This window comes from Lysinibacillus sp. NPDC059133, from assembly GCF_042755925.1.
GTDB lineage: Bacteria > Bacillota > Bacilli > Bacillales_A > Planococcaceae > Lysinibacillus.
The window spans coordinates 47,945-66,902 of the sequence record NZ_JBHZDH010000012.1 but is presented as its reverse complement, the minus strand read 5'-3'; the positions used below and the strand labels follow the sequence as shown (position 1 = coordinate 66,902).

At 35.3% G+C, this 18,958-nt stretch carries 20 protein-coding genes and 1 pseudogene; 15 read left to right on the top strand and 6 right to left on the bottom strand.

The features are described from left to right. Positions 1–277 precede the first annotated feature (277 nt). The 11 genes and pseudogenes from ACFXN8_RS09035 (at position 278) to thrS (ending at position 9,223) form a co-directional block, all read left to right on the top strand. Positions 278–910 carry a class I SAM-dependent methyltransferase gene (locus tag ACFXN8_RS09035; protein WP_386844459.1) on the top strand — a complete coding sequence of 211 codons (633 nt, stop codon included), beginning with the start codon at positions 278–280 and terminating at the stop codon, positions 908–910. Positions 911–1,058: 148 nt separating this feature from the next. Further along, the gene (locus tag ACFXN8_RS09030) at positions 1,059–1,547 is read left to right on the top strand and encodes a hypothetical protein (RefSeq protein WP_386844457.1); all 489 of its coding nucleotides are present in this window, start codon (positions 1,059–1,061) and stop codon (positions 1,545–1,547) included. Between the two features lie 87 nt (positions 1,548–1,634). Beyond that, entirely contained in the window at positions 1,635–2,033 is a 399-nt protein-coding gene (locus tag ACFXN8_RS09025) for a MarR family winged helix-turn-helix transcriptional regulator (RefSeq protein WP_386844455.1), read from the top strand. Beyond that, entirely contained in the window at positions 2,033–2,380 is a 348-nt protein-coding gene (locus tag ACFXN8_RS09020; RefSeq protein ID WP_386844453.1) for a DUF3147 family protein, read from the top strand. The genes ACFXN8_RS09025 and ACFXN8_RS09020 overlap by 1 nt, the downstream gene beginning before the upstream one ends. 11 nt (positions 2,381–2,391) lie before the next feature. Further along, positions 2,392–2,877, top strand: coding sequence for a GNAT family N-acetyltransferase (locus tag ACFXN8_RS09015; protein WP_386844451.1), 486 nt, complete (start codon positions 2,392–2,394; stop codon positions 2,875–2,877). Positions 2,878–3,024: 147 nt separating this feature from the next. Continuing rightward, positions 3,025–3,489 (top strand): hypothetical protein, encoded by a 465-nt coding sequence (locus tag ACFXN8_RS09010; RefSeq protein WP_376073950.1) that lies wholly within the window; start codon positions 3,025–3,027, stop codon positions 3,487–3,489. A gap of 314 nt (positions 3,490–3,803) precedes the next feature. Beyond that, entirely contained in the window at positions 3,804–4,304 is a 501-nt protein-coding gene (locus tag ACFXN8_RS09005; RefSeq protein WP_376073949.1) for a hypothetical protein, read from the top strand. A 543-nt stretch (positions 4,305–4,847) separates the two neighbouring features. After that, positions 4,848–5,636, top strand: coding sequence for a lipid II flippase Amj family protein (locus ACFXN8_RS09000; protein WP_376074038.1), 789 nt, complete (start codon positions 4,848–4,850; stop codon positions 5,634–5,636). A 10-nt stretch (positions 5,637–5,646) separates the two neighbouring features. Beyond that, a pseudogene (locus ACFXN8_RS08995) lies at positions 5,647–6,243 on the top strand (hypothetical protein). Positions 6,244–6,489: 246 nt separating this feature from the next. Further along, entirely contained in the window at positions 6,490–6,849 is a 360-nt protein-coding gene (locus ACFXN8_RS08990) for a hypothetical protein (RefSeq protein WP_376073947.1), read from the top strand. Positions 6,850–7,306: 457 nt separating this feature from the next. Continuing rightward, positions 7,307–9,223 carry a threonine--tRNA ligase gene (gene thrS / locus ACFXN8_RS08985; RefSeq protein ID WP_386844448.1) on the top strand — a complete coding sequence of 639 codons (1,917 nt, stop codon included), beginning with the start codon at positions 7,307–7,309 and terminating at the stop codon, positions 9,221–9,223. A 196-nt stretch (positions 9,224–9,419) separates the two neighbouring features. Here thrS and ACFXN8_RS08980 read toward each other — a convergent pair whose 3' ends face one another. Then, the gene (locus ACFXN8_RS08980; protein ID WP_376073945.1) at positions 9,420–9,884 is read right to left on the bottom strand and encodes a hypothetical protein; all 465 of its coding nucleotides are present in this window, start codon (positions 9,882–9,884) and stop codon (positions 9,420–9,422) included. A 148-nt stretch (positions 9,885–10,032) separates the two neighbouring features. Further along, positions 10,033–10,209: a Spo0E family sporulation regulatory protein-aspartic acid phosphatase gene (locus ACFXN8_RS08975; protein WP_376073944.1), complete on the bottom strand. Its 177-nt coding sequence runs from the start codon at positions 10,207–10,209 to the stop codon at positions 10,033–10,035. Positions 10,210–10,724: 515 nt separating this feature from the next. On the opposite strand from ACFXN8_RS08975, the gene ACFXN8_RS08970 reads away from it, so the two are divergent. Next, positions 10,725–11,366: a hypothetical protein gene (locus tag ACFXN8_RS08970; RefSeq protein ID WP_376073943.1), complete on the top strand. Its 642-nt coding sequence runs from the start codon at positions 10,725–10,727 to the stop codon at positions 11,364–11,366. Beyond that, positions 11,366–11,920 carry a histidine phosphatase family protein gene (locus ACFXN8_RS08965; protein WP_386844445.1) on the top strand — a complete coding sequence of 185 codons (555 nt, stop codon included), beginning with the start codon at positions 11,366–11,368 and terminating at the stop codon, positions 11,918–11,920. The genes ACFXN8_RS08970 and ACFXN8_RS08965 overlap by 1 nt, the downstream gene beginning before the upstream one ends. A gap of 121 nt (positions 11,921–12,041) precedes the next feature. Here ACFXN8_RS08965 and ACFXN8_RS08960 read toward each other — a convergent pair whose 3' ends face one another. After that, on the bottom strand, positions 12,042–12,596 hold the full coding sequence (locus tag ACFXN8_RS08960; protein ID WP_386844443.1) for a GNAT family N-acetyltransferase: 555 nt from the start codon (positions 12,594–12,596) through the stop codon (positions 12,042–12,044). Positions 12,597–13,323: 727 nt separating this feature from the next. On the opposite strand from ACFXN8_RS08960, the gene ccsB reads away from it, so the two are divergent. Next, complete coding sequence (gene ccsB / locus ACFXN8_RS08955) at positions 13,324–14,493, top strand: c-type cytochrome biogenesis protein CcsB (protein WP_376073929.1); 1,170 nt, start codon at positions 13,324–13,326, stop codon at positions 14,491–14,493. Positions 14,494–14,596: 103 nt separating this feature from the next. Here ccsB and ACFXN8_RS08950 read toward each other — a convergent pair whose 3' ends face one another. The 3 genes from ACFXN8_RS08950 to ACFXN8_RS08940 all read right to left on the bottom strand — a co-directional run bounded on the left by ACFXN8_RS08950 (position 14,597) and on the right by ACFXN8_RS08940 (position 17,809). Then, the gene (locus ACFXN8_RS08950) at positions 14,597–14,797 is read right to left on the bottom strand and encodes a cold-shock protein (RefSeq protein WP_049665562.1); all 201 of its coding nucleotides are present in this window, start codon (positions 14,795–14,797) and stop codon (positions 14,597–14,599) included. Positions 14,798–15,015: 218 nt separating this feature from the next. Further along, a complete protein-coding gene (locus tag ACFXN8_RS08945; RefSeq protein ID WP_376073927.1) occupies positions 15,016–15,642 on the bottom strand; it encodes a response regulator transcription factor in 627 nt (208 codons plus the stop codon). After that, complete coding sequence (locus ACFXN8_RS08940; RefSeq protein WP_386844439.1) at positions 15,635–17,809, bottom strand: sensor histidine kinase; 2,175 nt, start codon at positions 17,807–17,809, stop codon at positions 15,635–15,637. Before ACFXN8_RS08940 ends, ACFXN8_RS08945 begins: the two co-directional genes overlap by 8 nt. 207 nt (positions 17,810–18,016) lie before the next feature. On the opposite strand from ACFXN8_RS08940, the gene ACFXN8_RS08935 reads away from it, so the two are divergent. Next, on the top strand, positions 18,017–18,937 hold the full coding sequence (locus tag ACFXN8_RS08935) for a hypothetical protein (RefSeq protein WP_386844437.1): 921 nt from the start codon (positions 18,017–18,019) through the stop codon (positions 18,935–18,937). The last annotated feature ends 21 nt before the right edge of the window (positions 18,938–18,958 follow it).

Below are 18,958 nucleotides of genomic sequence, written 5' to 3'. Positions count from 1 at the left end.
AAAGTTGTGGATGACATTTAGATAAAACGCATGCAATGTATATAGTTTGATTTTCGTTCTGCCTTAACGCCTCTAGGAAAGCGCCCAATCGGAACGGAAATCAACCCCACGCTATGGTGATGAGCTTGAATTTTTGAAAGGGGGAGTTTTTATGAAACAGGTTATTGGTCATGAAAATCTATATGTTTGGAGAGGGATTGTTCGTAACTAACATGGGATGTTTAGTACTCATAGACCTTCCAAACACTTAAACGATTGAAAACCTAGGAGGACTATTATGCTAAGTCAACAAGGATTTAATTTATGGGCTGATGGTTACGATAAAACGGTTCAGCTAAGTGAAGAAAGCAACCAATATCCATTTGCAGGATATAAAGCAGTATTAAATACGATTTTTAATGAGGTCATGTACATTCCAAAGTCTACTGTATTAGACATTGGATTTGGCACTGGGGTGTTAACGGCAAAGCTTTATGACAATGGGCATATGATCAATGGATTCGATTTCTCCTCGAAAATGATCGATATCGCCAAAGAAAAAATGCCAGATGCAAACTTAATGGAGTGGGATTTGTCAAAAGGGCTGCCATCAGCGCTCCTTCATCAAAAATATGACGCGATTATGAGCACCTATGCGCTGCATCATTTTACCGATGAAATAAAGGTGCAATATATTACAGCATTATTGCAGCAGCTAACACCTGCAGGCAAAATTTTTATCGGCGATATCGCGTTTCATACAAGAACGCAACTTGAAAAATGTCGTGAAGAAAGTATTGGCTATTGGGACGATGATGAATTTTATTTTGTCCATGAGGAAATGAGTTCCTTATTAAAAGGAGTATGCCAATTAGAATTTTACCCGATCTCGCATTGTGGTGGGGTGTTTGTTATCTCGAATCTTTCTTAGGAAGATGAGAAAGAATAATTTCAAAAGGCTGTGTTTGAGAGTTTCGATAAATTCACAGTCTTCGTCGATAAATATAAGATTCTTTTCGATAAAACTAGTAAATGGGCTACCAGTAGACAGCCCATTTAGCTTAGGATGGAGGATGATTATGTTATTTATTTCCTTTATTCTTTTTTATGTAGTTGGTATACCACTTTCGGTACTTTTGCATGAAATAGGGCATGCTTTAGGAGTTATTTTATTTTCCAAAGAAAAAGTCTACATTTATTTAGGGACGAGCGATTCTACGAATAAAGAAAACTTTCGCATTGGAAGGATGCATTTCCATCTTGGTTGGGCATATTATGGCTACTGTCGTTTGGTGAAGGAGTGCGCTTTAACGCGGGTTCAGACAATAGCATTACTGCTCGGTGGTCCCGTTATGTCACTTTGTTTAGCCGTCTTAACCATTATTGCTGTGAATATGTTTACAAATGATGCACTCCAAAACTTTCTAAATGGATGTTTTTACGTGAATGGAGCGTTATTTCTTTTAACAGCAATCCCGATTATCTATCCGAAATGGTTGAAGCCTTATGCTGGATTGCCTTCTGATGGCTATCAAATTATTCGTGTGTTAAAAAATGCGAAAATTTAGACTTTATAGAGATGGGGAAATTCTCTTTTATTATATCGTTAATTACGATATAATCGTTTATAGCGATATAATAAAGGGGCGAATTTAATGATTAAAGATATAAATAACTATTTTACATCAGTTTTTTACCATCTACATTCAACGCATGAAGATTCAATTTCACATCAGAGCGTGCGTATTTTACAGATGATTCAAAAGGAAGATGAAGTAAATGTGCGAGATATTGCAGGGTTACTGAATATTTCTCAAAATACAGCGTCTGAGCATATCAAAAAGCTGGAGCGTAATGGTTGGGTGAAAAAGGAGCGGGACATCGATGATCAACGTAAAGTACATATTCATTTAACAGCTGATGGGCTTCATGTTTTAAAGAAAAACACAGAATTAGATGATGAAAAACTGCAATATGCACTAAATCAACTTTCAGAAGAAGATCAACAAATGATTTTACAGGCATTTCGTTTATTAAGCGAGGTGGCTAAATAATGTACACATTTGTAAAAATTCTATGCTCGGCAGCCGTTATTGGTATTGTGACAGAGATTGCTAGAAGATTTCCTAGCTATGGTGGCATTATCGCAGCACTGCCACTTGTCAGTATTTTAAGTATCATTTGGCTTACTGTGCAAAGTGAATCGAGTGAGCATATTCAGCGATTTACGGTTGGTGTAATCGTTGGACTTCCAGCAACAATGGTGATGCTATTTGTTATTTATATGGCAATGAAATCATCGATCCATATCGTTTTTGCTATTGGACTTGGTGTCGTTTCGTGGGCAATATTTCTAGGTGTCCAAAAAGCCATAGCTAGTATGTTTAATTTTTCTATTTAGGAGAATGATAGATGACAGTGATTCCAATTCAACAATTACCCCAATATGATGTGGTGCAATTTTTTACGGAGCATTGGGGAAGTACAGAAATGGTCATTTCTAGTGGGGTTTATGACTGTAGTAAATTAGAGGGGTTTGTTTATGTAGATGAACAAAACACGATTTTAGGTCTTGTGACGTATAGTATTCGTGAAGAAGAATGTGAAATTATTTCCCTTGATAGTATTGTAGAAGGAAGGGGGATAGGTTCATTGCTTGTACAAGCAGTTGAAGAAAATGCTTTCGAACAAGGCTGTACGATCATTACCCTTATAACGACAAATGATAATTTATACGCATTAAAATTCTATCAAAAACGAGGTTATCACTTAGTTGAAATCATACAAAACGCGGTCGAGCAAGCAAGAGCATATAAACCTGAAATCCCTTTCATCGGCAATGATGGGATTCCAATACGTGATGAAATACGTTTAGCAAAGCGATCTGGCTTATATTGAGTCAGATTGTTTTTATTTGGGTATAAAATTCAGCGAAGACAAAGAAGTTAGGTGGAAGTGAAGAAAAATCCTTACTGTATATTTCAAGCTTTCATCACCTACGATTTCTCGCTATACTTGATAGGTAGCAAGAAAGTGAGGAATGACATGAAAAAATTACTATTTGTTTTATTATTTAGCGTTCTAGTGGTGGGAGCGGCCTTCATCATTTATTTAAAAAGCAATCCACCACTTGTCATGAACAGCTATACGAATCCTACAGATAATTCAACTATAAGAATTGTAGAGATAGAGAATAAAGGACTGCGTGAGATAGAGCTTCAACAAATTCTCGTTAATGATAAAGTGCCTAAAAATGCCGAGCTTGTCGTGAGTAAGTCTGAACCGTTTGAAGCAGAAACAAAGCTGGTGGGTAATCCAAATATTACCTATCATAAATTAAGGCAGGTAACTATTTTTCCTAGTCAATACATAGATCGCCAGGCCATTGGCAAGCAGCCTCAGCATTATGCAGTAAAGGTTGAGGCACCTTCTATTAAAAAAATAACGATTAAATACGATTATTTAAAAATACCATTTACTTTAACAGCTGAGTTACAAACGACAAAGTAAAGTGAAACTAAAATCAGTGGGGGTTTCTTACCCCACTGATTTTTAGTTTTCACCAATCGCACTTTTACGGGCAGTTGACCTTTCGTTTCATTTCATAGCTTTCACTATTTTTTTGGGTGGAATACTTGTACCAGTCGCTTCGCTTATTACGGCATGTAAAAGCGGGTTTGAATGGCTAAGTTAGTCCATTCTCGTTTTTTGTCTTATCATTTATGCCTATGTCATTTCATAAGATTGTTTGGTGAAAAAATACCATTATTCCTAAAACATGGTAATCTAATAGTAACAGCAATTGCAATGTCGGGAGGGACTAAATGGGATTTATCGTCGTTAGTATAGTACTTGTTATCTGTATTTTCACTGTGACTTTAGTGGTTATTCTAAAGCATTCGAAGGAGGATATTAAGCTAGAAGTAACTGCTGTATGTGAAGGGGAAAATGAATTAGGTCAAGCTATTATGAAGATATATTTTACATTTTCAATTGGCAAACTGGCTCAACGTAAAAAAGAAATAATAGGCAGTATTGATTGGTCAAAAGGGTGGATGCCTGTTTGCTATAATTTAAAGGAAAATGGGGCCTATCAGGAGCAACGATTACTCTTTGCTACAAATGAGACAACCTATATAACCTTCGAAATAAACGCTATAGATGATCTAGGACGGGGGGAGGGGTATGTTGTATTAGTATTAGAGGATCCTATTTCTACAGATATATCTAGAGCGGGTGTGATTCTTGCCGTAACTGCCAATATGGTGACTTATCAACTATCTGATTCAACTAGCTGGAATAATGACTTTGCTGTTAATCATTAAATATTGGCAAAAGCTATTCATTAGGGAAAAAGTGCCTAATGAATAGCTTTTCTATTTGGTAGGAAAATAACGGAACCTATTAGAGTATATTTCGTAGAATATATTAAAAGGAAGGAGTGTCTCAGTAAAATTCATTATTATAAGGAAAAACAAAATGAAGAGGAACTTCATCAATATGCCCAAAAGCACATCGCCATATAACCTATGGCAATACAAGCCTTTGAAGAAATTATTGCAACCTATTTAAGAGTGGAGAGTTGTGAGGGGCCAAATAAATTCAATATAAGATATGATACATATGATGACGATGTGAAAAGTCCCCATAGGAATCATTGGATTTCTAGTATTCAGATGGAAGTAAGAGGTATACATTGCCAGAAAAAATGCAATCGCTTTCTCTATCAGTACAATTCCTCATAAAGAATGGGGAGTATATGAACGAGATTGGATCAAACGATTACTCAAATTCATGCAAGAGTGTCGACCAATCAACAACCGAAAAGAAGGTAACAGACTTTGGATATTTTGACAGAAAAATTAATAATGATTGCTTTGTTTATTCTCATCATCCATTCGATAGAGACACTTGCGTATGCAGTTCGATTATCGGGTGCACGTGTGAAATTATTAGCCTCTGCACTATCCTTGTTTAATGTGATGGTCATGTTTTCGAGGCTGGCAAATATGATGCAGCAGCCTTTTACTGGCAGTCTGACTGATACAGCACCAAAGGAAAACACGCTGGCATTTGTGGAGCAGCAATTCCGAGTACTTATTGGCGCCGCTTCACTAGGTACATTAGTAGGCATTCTACTATTGCCTACATTTGTAGCGATATTTTCAAGGGCTATTATACATTTGTCTGAGGAAAGAGGCTCCATTCCAGCATTATTCAAAAAAGGCTTTAGTATCGAGTATTTCAAACGCGGGATAAAACATATTCGCCTGCCGAGTTTTTCGTATTTAAAGGGGATTAGTTGGCGCGATATTCCCCTTAAATTATTTATTGTTAATGTCGTTATTACGGCCATCTATACAATTGGAGTACTGTCTGCACTTTACGCCGCATTATTAGTTCCTGAAAGATCGAATACAGCTGTGATGTCGTCAGGGCTTATTAATGGTATAGCAACAATGTTATTGATTATTTTTATTGACCCTAAAATTTCCATTCTAGCAGATGATGTTATCAATCAAAGAGGAAGCTACTTAAGTCTTAAACAAGCTTCTGTGATGATGATGGGTTCAAGGCTGCTAGGAACATGTTTGGCACAGCTATTATTTATTCCCGGGGCAAAATATATTGCATGGTTTACACAATATATGACTTAGAAAGATTTACATGAATCAAGAATCGTATGACAGACCAACAGATTATTATGATGACCAGCTTGTTACTATTGATGAACAAATTTGTGCGCTCATAAAGTAGCGTAACCATCTATCAAATAACAATCCTGGTTTTTCACCAGAGGAAGCGCTTTCTCGTTGGGCTAAAAAATATGGTTTTTATGAGGCTTATCTTGCCTCATTATTCGGGATGATGAGAACGGAGTAGTATTATAAACCTCGCGTGGAGCCGACCGCTTTTAGTAAGCATATCTCAGTTTTAAAGTCCGTAGAAGTTGATGAACGATTCTATACGGTAACTTATATTCGGCAGTATGAAAATGCAAGTGTTGTACAGCTATTACCGGATTAGGATCCAAGACAAGAATCAAATGTTTATATTAATGAAACACACAACATTTTTGAGTTGTTTGTAGGAGAAGAATACGACTGTTGGATAGATAGTGGAGGGGGAACAAATGGCCATGAAAGTTGCACTTTTATCATTTCACCTCCGTTACCTGACAATATAAAAGGTCTAGATTTTGTCTTTAAAGAATCTAGCGACGCCTTTGGAGAAAAAACGACTGGATTGGTGATTACTTTTTAACTTATTTCAGTAGATGTCACGGAATTGGAAAGAAGTTCTTAGGGGATGCTAGCCTAAAATCATCGCATCCATGCGATAACGGCTAACTGACCTGCTTCGTGCAGGCCTAAGCACAAAGCCTATTCCGGTCGCAATTATGCCGAGGCATAACTGATGCTGAATAACACCTTACTCTAGGAATTAAGAAGGATAGATTGAAGTTGATATTATCATGATAACTTTCAAGGAAAGGGAAATCGAGATCCAATGAAAAAATTATGCTTCCTAATTTTAATGATGTTTGTGTTAGTTGCTTGTAGTACGAATCAACAAGAGGAGGTGCATTACATAGCGAAAAGTGAGCACTGGAAGGCCGTATATCATAGTAATGCGGAGGAGGGCTTACGGCTTTTTTATCTTGGTGAAGGTAAAGACTTGGGTGATTTACAAATAACGATTGAAGGGTCTAAAGAATCACTAACTATTGATGACGCCCGAGTGAATATAGATAAACAATTTGCCTTAAAGAAAAAAGAAAGTGCGAAAATTTTTAAAAAGGATGCTGCCCCAAGCATTCAAATTCAATGGCAGTCTCACAATGAGACTTTAGAAGTGCGAAATAGCTGAAATAGATGAAGACATGAGCATAGGAGTGCCCAGACACCATCGCTCAAAAAATTCAGTGATCGACATCGCTACTTTCCTGCTATGCATTTGCAATAAAAACACCTTAAATTGTTTCATGAAAACGAATTTTCGAACATTGACAAGTAATGGAGCATTCGTTATAGTAGATAACAATTTCACAAAGCAATGAAATTGGCGATGAGAAGGATACGAGTTTTGAAGAACGATTCATAGAGAGGGAGGCCTTGGCTGAAAGCTTCCTAATGCAGCTATCAAAACTTACTACCTTTGAGCAGTGCTTGGAAACTTGCACCGTTAATGCAACGTTACTGCATTTCAATGAGCCACTAGTGCATCTAGTGGGAATTTGGGTGGAACCACTGGTAATCAACACATGCTCGTCCCTTTATGGGGCGAATATGTGTTTTTTTTATTTTAAAATGAAGGAGTAGAGAACATGTCAAATCAAGTTATTAACATTCAATTTCCAGATGGTAAACAACAAACATTTTCAAAAGGTGTTACATTAACCGACATTGCACAAGCGATTAGTCCCGCTTTACGTAAAAAGGCAATCGTAGGGAGTGTGAACGGAACCATCATTGATTTGACGCGCCCGATTTTGGAGGATACACAAATTTCCCTGTACGATGCTAGCACAAAAGAAGGAATTCAAGTGATTCGTCATTCAACAGCCCATTTATTAGCCCAAGCGATAAAACGTTTATACCCTGATGCTCAATTTGGGGTCGGACCAGTAATAGAAAATGGGTTTTATTATGATATCGACGTTGCGCATTCCTTTGCGCCTAGTGATTTGCAACAAATTGAAAAAATGATGAAGCAAATTGTTCAAGAAAATATACAAATACAGCGCAAAGAAGTAACAAGAGCAGAGGCACAACAGCTATTTGCTCATGATGCGCTAAAGCTAGAGTTATTAGAGGATATTCCTGAACATGAAGTTGTGACGGTTTATGAACAAGGAGACTTTTATGATTTATGTCGTGGACCCCATGTACCTTCTACAGGTAAATTACAACACTTTAAATTAATGAATGTGTCAGGTGCTTACTGGCGTGGAGATAGCAATAATCAAATGCTTCAGCGTATATACGGTGTAGCATTTGCCTCAAAAAAAGAGCTTGAGGAATATTTTGTTTTCCTAGAAGAGGCGGAAAAGCGGAATCACCGAAAGCTAGGAAAAGAACTAGCGTTATTTATGTTTTCAGAGGAAGCGCCAGGGATGCCATTTTATTTAGCAAATGGCCAAATTATTCGTAACGAATTGGAGTCTTATTTACGTCATTTACAAGAAAAATTTGATTATCAAGAAGTACGCACACCATTCATGATGAACCAGCGTCTATGGGAGCAGTCCGGACATTGGGATCACTATAAAGAAAATATGTACTTTACACATGTAGATGACCAAAGCTTTGCATTAAAGCCTATGAATTGCCCTGGGCATATGTTGATTTATAAAAATGATTACCATTCATATAGAGATTTACCGATTCGTATGGCTGAATTTGGTCAAGTTCATCGACATGAATTTAGTGGCGCATTAAATGGCCTTTTACGAGTTCGTACGTTTTGTCAGGATGATGCACATATTTTTGTTACGCCACAGCAAATTGAAGATGAAATTGCGCTTGCACTGAAGATTATTGATGAGGTATACAAGGTTTTTGGCTTCCAATATGATATTGAATTATCAACACGTCCTGCTGATTATATGGGTGAACTTGAACTTTGGAATCAAGCCGAAGCGGCGTTAGAAAACGTACTAACGAATCTAGGCTTTCCATTTACAATAAATGAAGGTGACGGAGCATTTTATGGCCCAAAAATTGATATTCATATTAAAGATGCCATTCATCGCAGTCATCAATGTGCAACGGTGCAGCTCGATTTCCAACTACCTGAAAAATTCGACTTAACGTATGTCAATGAACAAAATGAAAAAGTAAGACCTGTCGTTATTCATCGAGCAGTATTCGGTTCTATTGATCGCTTCTTAGGCATATTGATTGAGCATTTTGGAGGGGCGTTCCCAACGTGGCTTGCACCTCAGCAAGTAAAAGTCATTGGGGTTGCAGATAAGCATCGAGAATATGTACAGCAAGTTGTTGAGGCTTTACAAAATGAACAAATCCGTGTAAGTATTGACGATCGACAAGAAAAGCTAGGTAAAAAAATTCGTGAAGCTCAAATGAAAAAAACACCTTATATTTTAGTGCTTGGTGATCAAGAAATGGATACTGAAAATGTCACTGTTCGTAAATATGGTCAGCAAGCATTAATTGAAAAATCATTGCAACAGTTTATAGTGGAAATAAAGCAAGAAATACAGCAAAAAGCCTTATCTTAAATAGGGATAAACGATTCCTATAAAACAAATTAGCTCGACTCTAAGGGAAGTCACTACCCCCGAAAGTCGAGCTATAACAGCCATGGAATATATGTTATTTTCAGAATCCGCTTAAAAATGTTGATTTTTTCTTCGAATGTGCTACTATTAATCAATTTTCAAGCATACAATAAATTAAACAACAAACGAAATACAATTATTTGATGGTGTTACTTTGGTAATTACTATTTCCTAAAAGGATAGTTTGTGTTTCAGCGTCAATGACCAGGTATTTATGATAAGTCTCCTGATCCAATTGCTTATAGGATGCTAAAAAATATACTTGTCGATTGGGATGAATAAAAGTATGTTGAGAGAGGTCTGTTTTTTTACGTATGAAATTTGTCTTTAGATTAAATGTTTCCTCAGCCTTCGATACGTCCTTAAAGGCTATTCTTTGACGAATGTTCAAGGTAGCATTGTTATATTCCTCATAGATTGTCCTATCTAATTGATGATAAAAATCATTCTCAGTACGAAATGCTTGATATTGATTATTTGGATATTTATAAGATGTAGTTACAGAAGGTATGCAAAGAATCGGTGCTGTGTTTTCTACTGAATCTTGAGGCTGTTGTAGTAAAAAGCTTGAAGCGACCAATGATAAAATAAATACCTGCATTAATAGGCCTCCTTTTTCCTGTCATAAAGAAGATAGCCCATTTCTATGTTATTTATACGTATCTTTACAACAGCAATAGGAATTTGATGTCTATTTTATAACCGGAAACTAATACAGGATAAAACTAGAAGAGTTATCGGAAACAGTTTTAGCTGGCTTTATTGATCGCTTTTGAATATTTATTTAGTAGGACATCTAATTCTTGGCTACAATCTACTACACTAGGATGGGTGAAACCTAAAGCCTTAGCCTTTCTATACATAATTTTTCTTTTAATTTCAATCTCCATCTTCAAGAATTGTTTATGCGTTAAATAGTTAACCAAAATCATTTCCCCCTATTATTTTTTCTCCATATTCTTGAAATACATTGACCTCGATTCAACTTTTTCATTGTATCTCACCTAAAATGAAAAATATGTCACATTGTGTATAGGTTGAGAAATTCGTAATTTAGTCATAGAAGAATATATTTATTCTTATATTGGGAAAAAAATTAAAAATAGCAACGATGATTAGTTTGGACTATTTAAATTACTTTTATTGTATTATTTGTGTATTTTATTACCCTGCATACTAGAATATTAGGGTTTTTTTTTGGCCAGATTTTAGAAAAGGTACAGAGTGATATTTAATAGATTAGCGTCCTTTTTACTATAAAAATTGTTGCCTTCATTGACTGAAAATTTAATAGTCTTCGTATCTTGTCACAATTTATCAAATAAGCTTCTTTGTTGTTTGTTATTGAGGAGATTTCATTTTGATCGGAAATGTTGAGAATTTTCGAAAAATATAGAATGGTGGATATATAGGGTTGAATCTATTAAATAGGGGGGATACCGTGTTGAAGTTAAGGTTGCAATTTTTAAGTGTTATTATCTTATCTTGTTTAATGTTAATCGCCTGTTCAGAAGTGAAAACAAAAACAGGAGAATCTCCCGGATCAACGGCAGTTACTAACCATTCTGTTCAACACGTGGAAGAATCAAAACCGACACCTCCAGTCATTGATAGGGATTATGATTTTACATATTTAGAGGAATTTACAGAAGAAAAAAGAGCTTTATATGAAGAATTTTTAAGCAATGGGAATATGAATAGTTTAAAGACTTTTACACCAGAGGAAATGGTGTTAATTATGATGAATTTAATATTTGAGAATAATTTCGATAAACTCTATGCAATTACTTACAATAACAATGAGCTTCCAGATAAACAAACTTTTATATCAGAGTATATAGATTTTTTATTTGATGAGGATATACAAAATTATTTAATGTACAGATACTACGATAATATTTCTTTGAATAAAGATTCTAGCACCGAAAGTATAGCAATTGTTCAATTGGAGATAATTTTTGGAAGCTCGCACTATCTCAAGAATTATGCCTTATTAAAAGAGGATGATATGTGGAAGGTTGATATATATAATTATATGAAAGAAAAGAAGGCAAAATCCGAAGAAAAATTGAGGAGATATTAATGACCGTAATATATTTTGTAAGACACGCTCATTCTCACTATACAGCTGATGAGTACAATCGTCCGCTTTCCGACAAAGGGTTTAAGGATAGGAATCGTATTACTAAATTATTTACAAATAAAATAATCCATACTGTATATTCAAGTCCCTATAAAAGAGCTGTTCAGACGGTGGAAGGTATAGCACAAGAACATAAGTTAGAAATAAATACGATAGATTCTTTGAAAGAAAGAATACTATCTAAAGGGAATCTATTTGACTTTGACACTGCGATTCATCAAGTGTGGCGTCATCCGAATTTCGCGTTTGAGGGTGGAGAATCAAATGAAGTCGCCAAGGAACGAGCTATTACTACCTTGCAAAAAATTATCCTTGCACATCCAAATGACAATATAGTGATTGGTACACACGGCAATATAATGGTCTTAATGATGCAATACTTTGATGCGCAGTATGACTACTGGTTTTGGAAAAAACTTTCAATGCCTGATGTGTATCAACTTACATTCCAGCATTTCGTGTTAAGTGATGTTCAAAGAGTTTGGGAAGAATAAGAGAAGGGGCTGTCTTCTGGCAGCCCCTTGGTTCATTTTATCGAGAAGAATCTACAATTTATCGACGAGAAATGTGGATTTATCGAGAAAGCCGAAGTATTTCCACACTGAGGAAAAAAGCTTATCCTATTTGATTCCATTCTTCCCGTAAAAGGCCAAATAAAACTACATCATGAAATTGACCGAAGCGGAAAAGCTCATTGCGTAAAATACCTTCTTTTGTAAAGCCACACTTTTCATAAGAGCGAATAGCTCCTTTATTAAAGCTGAAAACCTGAAGCTTGATTTTATTAATGGAAATATAATTAAAAATAAAGTGAATAAGAGTATTCATTGCATCCGTTCCAAGCCCTTTACCATGCCATTGTTCGCCAATTGAAATGCCTACAAAGCAAGTACTGTTTTTCCAGTTGATTCCATAGACAGCGCAGGAACCGATAAGCTCATTTGACGACTTTTCGAATATACCGAAGATAAACTCCTCTTTTTTTCCACTAATACTTTGAAAGAATGAAGAATGATCCTCAAAAGTATTAGGAAAGGGAATGTCGTCATTAGCTAGTAACAACGTTTTCTGTTCACTTTCAATTTTTACAAATGCTTCTAAGTCGGAAGAAGTCATTTGCTGTAAAGTAATAAATTGCCCTGTAAGAAATTCTTTAAAATAGTTTTCCATTTCTTTTCTCCCTTGTTCAAAGGCTGCAGTTAGAGTTTACAACCCTTGGATTATTTGTTGTTAAACAAAACATCTACTGCACTTTTCGCACTCATATTCACAACCCCTTACGTTTAGATAACTTTATAGTAGCATTTTTGGTGATTAGTGGAAATGAATAATTTTAATCAGGTATGTCAAATAGGGAAATGTTGGGTTATTATTGACTGGAAGAAGTTTTTTAATATTTTGAATGTATGTCTTTTTTGGCTAATTGTAGCGAGTATAATTTAAATAAGGTGGGCGAATAGGACAAATGATTCGCGATGTTCATGACCCAGATAGCCTTTAGCTATGGGAGTAGTCAGATAGCTACCTTAAAAGAAATAGACTTTTATTTCAATTTTTAGTAAGATGTAGGTAGAGTCATACCATCTTTTTGTAATTTGCCATCTATTTGCATATATAGATGGTTTATTTTTTTGACATGAGGATGTCTTTAAGAGATTTATTCGCTACTTTATGTCACGGGATTGTAACAATTCTGAAAAAATAAAATTATTTAAAGGGAAATGATGGCACTTACTTCGATGAATAACGTTATTTTTATTGGAAGCTACTATATAGTTTCCTAAAAAAATGGATCATCACAAAAGGGTGAGGAGGGCAATACCATTTATATAAGTCGGAACGGAAATCAACCTCACATTATGGTGATGAGCAAAAAAATACTTTGGAGGATTTTACATTGAGTAAAGAAACATTATTAAGTTTAAGTAGTAATTCATTGTTCGTGGCATTTATTTTACTACTGATCGCGATTATACCGATTGGACTTGCCGTGAAATCAAAAGGGAAGATGTTTGGAAAAGTCGGTCTTCTACTTACATATATTGCTTTTGCTTTACAGCTAGTTTATTTCATTTTAAGATGGATTGCTGTTGATCATGCACCTGTAAGTAATATGTATGAGTTTATGACGTTCTTTGGCATCATGCTTACTGGTAGTTATTTGATCATTCATTTTTTATATAAGCAAATTGTTGTAGGCTTGTTTGCGATCCCTGTGTCATTAATTATTCTCGGTTATGGAAGCGTTTTTACAAAAACGGTTTCACCACTTGTTCCATCACTGCAAAGCAATTGGTTAACGATTCATGTTATGACAGTTGCATTTTCAAGTGCTGTTTTATCGATCTCATTTGCAACAGGTATTATTTATTTGTTAAGAACATTAGATGTTTCTAAATTTTCGATGAGTACAGTTGCCTTGGAATTTGTTATGTATTGTTTAATTGTCGTGATTGGCTTTATCGGGGTGGGCACTTATTTTAATTTAGCAGGAGATAAAATCGAGGTTCAATTTGAAAATAAGCTAGAGAAGAAAGAAACAGCCGTTTATACGATGACGCCGCTGATTGTCAATAAAGATGCAGTCACAACTAGTGGGGATCAGGTTGGCGCTTTGCAGATTACTAATAAGTTAGATGCGAAGAAATTGAATTCTATTGTATGGTCATTTATCGTTGGAACAATTTTATATGGGGTAATTGTACTTATTACGAGAAGACGATTAATTGTTTTATTAAAGCCATTAACAAACCGTGTACAACCAGCATTAATGGATGAAATTACATATCGAGCAGTTGTTATAGGTTTCCCATTGTTTGCCCTAGGAGGTTTATTGTTTGCTATGATTTGGGCACAGATTGCTTGGAGTAGGTATTGGGGGTGGGATCCTAAGGAAGTGTGGGCACTTATCACATTTTTATTTTATGCCGCTTTCCTTCATTTCCGACTTTCTAAAGGCTGGGAAGGGGAAAAGACAGCTTGGTTAGCGATTATTGGCTTTGGCATTATCGTGTTTAATCAAGTATTTGTAAATTTAGTCATTGCAGGGTTACATTCTTACGCATAAGAGAGCTTGCCAATTTCCTAAATTGAATATAGTGAACTAAAAAAGAGACATCCGCAATTGGGATGTCTCTTGAATTTTGCACTCTACATGCTAAAGCTATAAATTAAAGCTTTACAACATTAGTAGCCTGAGGTCCGCGATTACCTTCTTCTACGCCGAACTCAACTTTTTGGCCTTCATCTAAAGTTTTAAAGCCATCTGTTTGAATAGCAGAGAAATGTACAAATACATCATTTCCACCTTCTACCTCGATAAAACCAAAACCTTTTTCTGCGTTAAACCATTTTACTGTACCTTGTGTCATGTGAACAACCTCCCAAAAAAATTAAACAATCATATTGCTTCGATAACTTGCAAAAAAATCACATATTCAAAAGCTCGTATTACTTTTGAATACGTGATTTTAGCGGTTAAGATGAAGTAATGTAATTATTGTTTTGATTATATAACAGTTTCAGACATTTATCCAGTATATTCCGATTTTAGTAATATAAAATTTACATTAACGTAATTTAACGATAATTAGTTGATCCATGCCTTCTCTTTAGCGACGATTACAGCCTCTGCACGAGATTCTACCTTTAGTTTGACAAAAAGTTTGGATAAATAATTTTCTACAGTGCGCTGTGTGACCCCAATGGCTGAAGCAATTGCTTTATTTGTACAGCCTTGTGCGACAAGTTGTAAAATTTCTTGCTCCTTGTTACTTAGTAAAACATCTTGTTGCATGTTTGGAAGATTGGTACGCTGCTGTACAAAATCTAAAAAATCAGCTGCTAGTAGAATCTCGCCCCTTAGTGCAGCTTCAATAGTTTGAATCACTTGCTGTTTCGTGGCAAGTTTTGATAATAGTCCATCGATCTTTTTCTCGATCAGTAGTTCGTAATAATCGGAAAGCTCATATCCTGTATAGAGTAAAATAAGTGATTCTGGTTGCTTTTTCTTAATCATTTCTGAAAGCTGGATGCCGTTGATTGGTTTCATGTTAATATCGATTAAAAATAATTGAAAATCTTGAAAATCCATTCTCGACAGAACAGCGGCACTATCCTGCTCTGTGTCTATATGGACATTTGTTAAATCTTGTAATAATGTTTTTGTACCATCTAAAACGACAGGATGGTCATCTATAATAAGAATATTAATCATCTGAATCCACGTCCTCTTGTATTTGAATAAATATATGCATTCCTTCATTTAAATTGGAAGTTATCGTGATGTCCCCATTAAAAGCACGGACTCGTTCTCGAATACCATTAATGCCCATAGAAGCTGAAGATTGCATTAAACCTTCAATATTACAGCCAATACCATTATCATCATATTGGAGGATGAAGCCACGATTGATCGCTTGTAATCTTAGTGAAACTTCGGTTGCCTCAGCATGCTTAATGGCATTATTTAAGAGCTCCTGCACAAGGCGATAGACGACTAAATGTAAAGTTACATCCTGAAATTGGACACGTTCTATTTGGGCATTTAACAAAAAGTCTGCTCGTATTTTCACCTTTTGAATTAGTTTTTTTAAGGCGATTTGTAACCCAAATGTGTCTAGCAAAGGAGGGCTTAAATTCTCACAATACTCACGTAAGTCCTTTGATGCATTCAGCAACTGCTCACGAATATCTAACACCTTTTCTTTTTTTATAATAGGCGAGCTAGCAAGTACATCTAACTCTCTCGCTAAATGAAGTTGTTCTTGCAAAATAGTATCATGTAATTCCTGCGCTAAAATACTTTTCTCCTTTTCAATGATATTCCATAATAATTTGTCGAGCCAAGGAAGCTGAGTATCATTGTGATCCTTCATAAGCTTTATTTCATATACTAAATCTTCAATGAGCTTTAAATTATCTATAAACATGGAAACATAGAGGGCCAGTAACTCTAGCCAAAGAAGCTCTTCTTTTTGTAATATATGTCTAATGTTTAACATGATTTTTTCTTCACCTGTATCATGTAATAGTAGGTGATTCCCTATGTTGACTTCGTCACGAGCGAAGGGCGCATCTTCCGTTATTGTTGTAATCGTAAAGGCTGTAGTACCAAGCTTTTCTGTTATTTCATACTTGAATTGTTCCAGTAATTCTTGTTGATTTTTTGCTTTCCCCATACGATTAACAGCAGCATATAAATTATGTACATAATTGCCAGTGGATGAAAAAATAATCTTTCGATATTTAAAATCAAGCTGCTCTTTTATATAGAAACTAGCAATGATAACAAGGAATACTAGTATAAAAACACCCGTAATTTTAACGATCGATAATTTGTCAATAAACAGGAGAGTAATGCCCGTAGTTAATAGTAATGCACAAAAAAAAGCAAGTGTTGAATAATAACGTAAACGAGATAATTGATATTCAATATCGAATAATCGTTCATTCACTTGAATGAAGATAAATGAAAAAGGAATAAATAATAAGGATGATGCAGCTACCTCAGCATGTAAAATAGGATCCAGACCAAATATTAGAGGTATGACGAAAAACAGTAAAAACGGCAAGAAAGGCGTAATAAACGCAATAGTAATCAAACGGATTTTTTCCAGTCTAGTTCGTAAATAACTCGTTAGTAAAATATAAATCGCATAGAGAACAAGTACAGCAAACATTCCTAACTTAATTAATGATGTGACTGTCCAAAAGTCAGAATTAACTATTCTTATGAAATCACAGCAAGGTATAAATAGTAGTGTTAAATAAAGCCACTTCGTATTGAGGTACGGCCATTCTATACGTAGGTAGCGGAAATAAAATTGTAAGAAGTGAATAAAAAGCACTATGCATAAAACTATACCAATACCTATTACGAATCCGCCAATTAGATTTCCTCTAACTGAGGCTCCTGTACTTATATAAGCTAAAGAACAGGTTAATAAAAATAATGTTAGTAGACTAGTTAGTAGATTATCAGTATTTCTTCGCCATAAAAAGATAGCAACGCCAAAAGATAGAACAAAATAAAAAAGTGGAAAAATAATTTGCAAATAAAATTCTTCCGGAATATCTTTATGCTTAACTGAAACAGCATGAACATCTCCATTAGGCTTCATAAACGTTAGTTCTTTTGCACAACGTACAGAAGAATCGAGTTGATTAGAACGAACGGGCTTGCCGTCGATTGTCAGTAGCAGATCCCCTTTTTCAATATTATGTTGCTGTGCCCAATTTGGATAATAGAACTCGGTCATGACGGGTTGTTCGCTAGTTGTGTCTAGCGAAATACCAATATAAGGTATTTTTGATGCAACTACAAGTACATAAATACCGAGGAGTAGGTAGGTTATGAAAATACTATATGTCCATTTACTCATCGTTTTCTCTCAATTTTTTGCATGATAATAATGCCCCATTTCAATCTTAAGTACTACTATATTATCCATAATTTTTGGTAATTTTGGAATACCGAAAAAGTTGTTTCGGAAAACCACTATTGCTTTTTCGGAATAACGAAATAGTTTTTTCGGTGTAGCCTATGATAATGTAAATCTATCATATGTGACGAAAAGGGGGAGCGTTGCATGACAAAGAAAGGATTATCACTAGTCCTTTTTCTAGTAGTCATAATGTCGTACCAGATGACAGCAATCGCTAAGAACTTTGAGAATGATGCGGTGAAAGTAGATATCTGCATTATTGGGGGTGACAATCGTTTTGTCTATAAAATTCCAAAGAATTTACATAATGATACGCCGTATGTTGACATGAAAAATAACATTGAATCTTCCTTAGCGAGTCATTGGAAGATCGAGGATGCTCGTTATGAAGCCCACCAGACAGATGTTGCGTATACTTTTTCCATTAAAGATTTAATTAATGAAAAACAAAATGGGCAAATGAAGGTAGCGATACCATATACTTTTTTAGTAGGAATGTTTGGAGAAAATGATGCCATTCAATTACGCATTTTGGCTAGTAAATTAATCGACTGGAAAGCCAACTCAAAGGATTGGGCAACGCTCGGCTTTATGGAACCGCCGCCCACTTATTTTAGTGAGCAGGAATATGTTTACGAAGGAGCGGTCAACGAGCTACTTCAGCAGCGGGTAGGACATTTTAATGGCACGGTTATGAAAGGGCAAATGGTTTTACATAGTGTTATTTATTTTAGCTTTATTATTGCACAGCTAATTGCCTGTATAATTTTATCAAGACGCTTAAAAAAGAGAATTATAGAAGATCCAGAAAGCATGCATCAGTTCCGAAAGCTTAACTATATGTACCAAATCATTCCGTTTATGATTATCGGTGTGCAAACTGTCTTTCTAGTCATGTCAGGGTTACTGACTGCTTTTGGTCTCTATTTTTCCCCAGGGATGGATCTCTTACTGATTATAGTTCCTATTTTATTTAATATTATTTTGTTACCAACGTTTTTTGTCACGATTGAGAGTGAAATCTCAAAGGAGTTGGAAAACAATTCCTTCGGCTCAGATATGTAAATATTGTTTTTATTTTTGGGC

What these genes read in the sequence shown, in the direction of transcription:
- ACFXN8_RS09035 (WP_386844459.1), top strand. Translation starts at nt 278, where the DNA reads ATGCTAAGTCAACAAGGATTTAATTTATGGGCTGATGGTTACGATAAA.
- ACFXN8_RS09030 (WP_386844457.1), top strand. Translation starts at nt 1,059, where the DNA reads ATGTTATTTATTTCCTTTATTCTTTTTTATGTAGTTGGTATACCACTT.
- ACFXN8_RS09025 (WP_386844455.1), top strand. Translation starts at nt 1,635, where the DNA reads ATGATTAAAGATATAAATAACTATTTTACATCAGTTTTTTACCATCTA.
- ACFXN8_RS09020 (WP_386844453.1), top strand. Translation starts at nt 2,033, where the DNA reads ATGTACACATTTGTAAAAATTCTATGCTCGGCAGCCGTTATTGGTATT.
- ACFXN8_RS09015 (WP_386844451.1), top strand. Translation starts at nt 2,392, where the DNA reads ATGACAGTGATTCCAATTCAACAATTACCCCAATATGATGTGGTGCAA.
- ACFXN8_RS09010 (WP_376073950.1), top strand. Translation starts at nt 3,025, where the DNA reads ATGAAAAAATTACTATTTGTTTTATTATTTAGCGTTCTAGTGGTGGGA.
- ACFXN8_RS09005 (WP_376073949.1), top strand. Translation starts at nt 3,804, where the DNA reads ATGGGATTTATCGTCGTTAGTATAGTACTTGTTATCTGTATTTTCACT.
- ACFXN8_RS09000 (WP_376074038.1), top strand. Translation starts at nt 4,848, where the DNA reads ATGATTGCTTTGTTTATTCTCATCATCCATTCGATAGAGACACTTGCG.
- ACFXN8_RS08990 (WP_376073947.1), top strand. Translation starts at nt 6,490, where the DNA reads ATGAAAAAATTATGCTTCCTAATTTTAATGATGTTTGTGTTAGTTGCT.
- thrS (WP_386844448.1), top strand. Translation starts at nt 7,307, where the DNA reads ATGTCAAATCAAGTTATTAACATTCAATTTCCAGATGGTAAACAACAA.
- ACFXN8_RS08980 (WP_376073945.1), bottom strand. Translation starts at nt 9,884, where the DNA reads ATGCAGGTATTTATTTTATCATTGGTCGCTTCAAGCTTTTTACTACAA.
- ACFXN8_RS08965 (WP_386844445.1), top strand. Translation starts at nt 11,366, where the DNA reads ATGACCGTAATATATTTTGTAAGACACGCTCATTCTCACTATACAGCT.
- ACFXN8_RS08960 (WP_386844443.1), bottom strand. Translation starts at nt 12,596, where the DNA reads ATGGAAAACTATTTTAAAGAATTTCTTACAGGGCAATTTATTACTTTA.
- ACFXN8_RS08950 (WP_049665562.1), bottom strand. Translation starts at nt 14,797, where the DNA reads ATGACACAAGGTACAGTAAAATGGTTTAACGCAGAAAAAGGTTTTGGT.
- ACFXN8_RS08945 (WP_376073927.1), bottom strand. Translation starts at nt 15,642, where the DNA reads ATGATTAATATTCTTATTATAGATGACCATCCTGTCGTTTTAGATGGT.
- ACFXN8_RS08940 (WP_386844439.1), bottom strand. Translation starts at nt 17,809, where the DNA reads ATGAGTAAATGGACATATAGTATTTTCATAACCTACCTACTCCTCGGT.
- ACFXN8_RS08935 (WP_386844437.1), top strand. Translation starts at nt 18,017, where the DNA reads ATGACAAAGAAAGGATTATCACTAGTCCTTTTTCTAGTAGTCATAATG.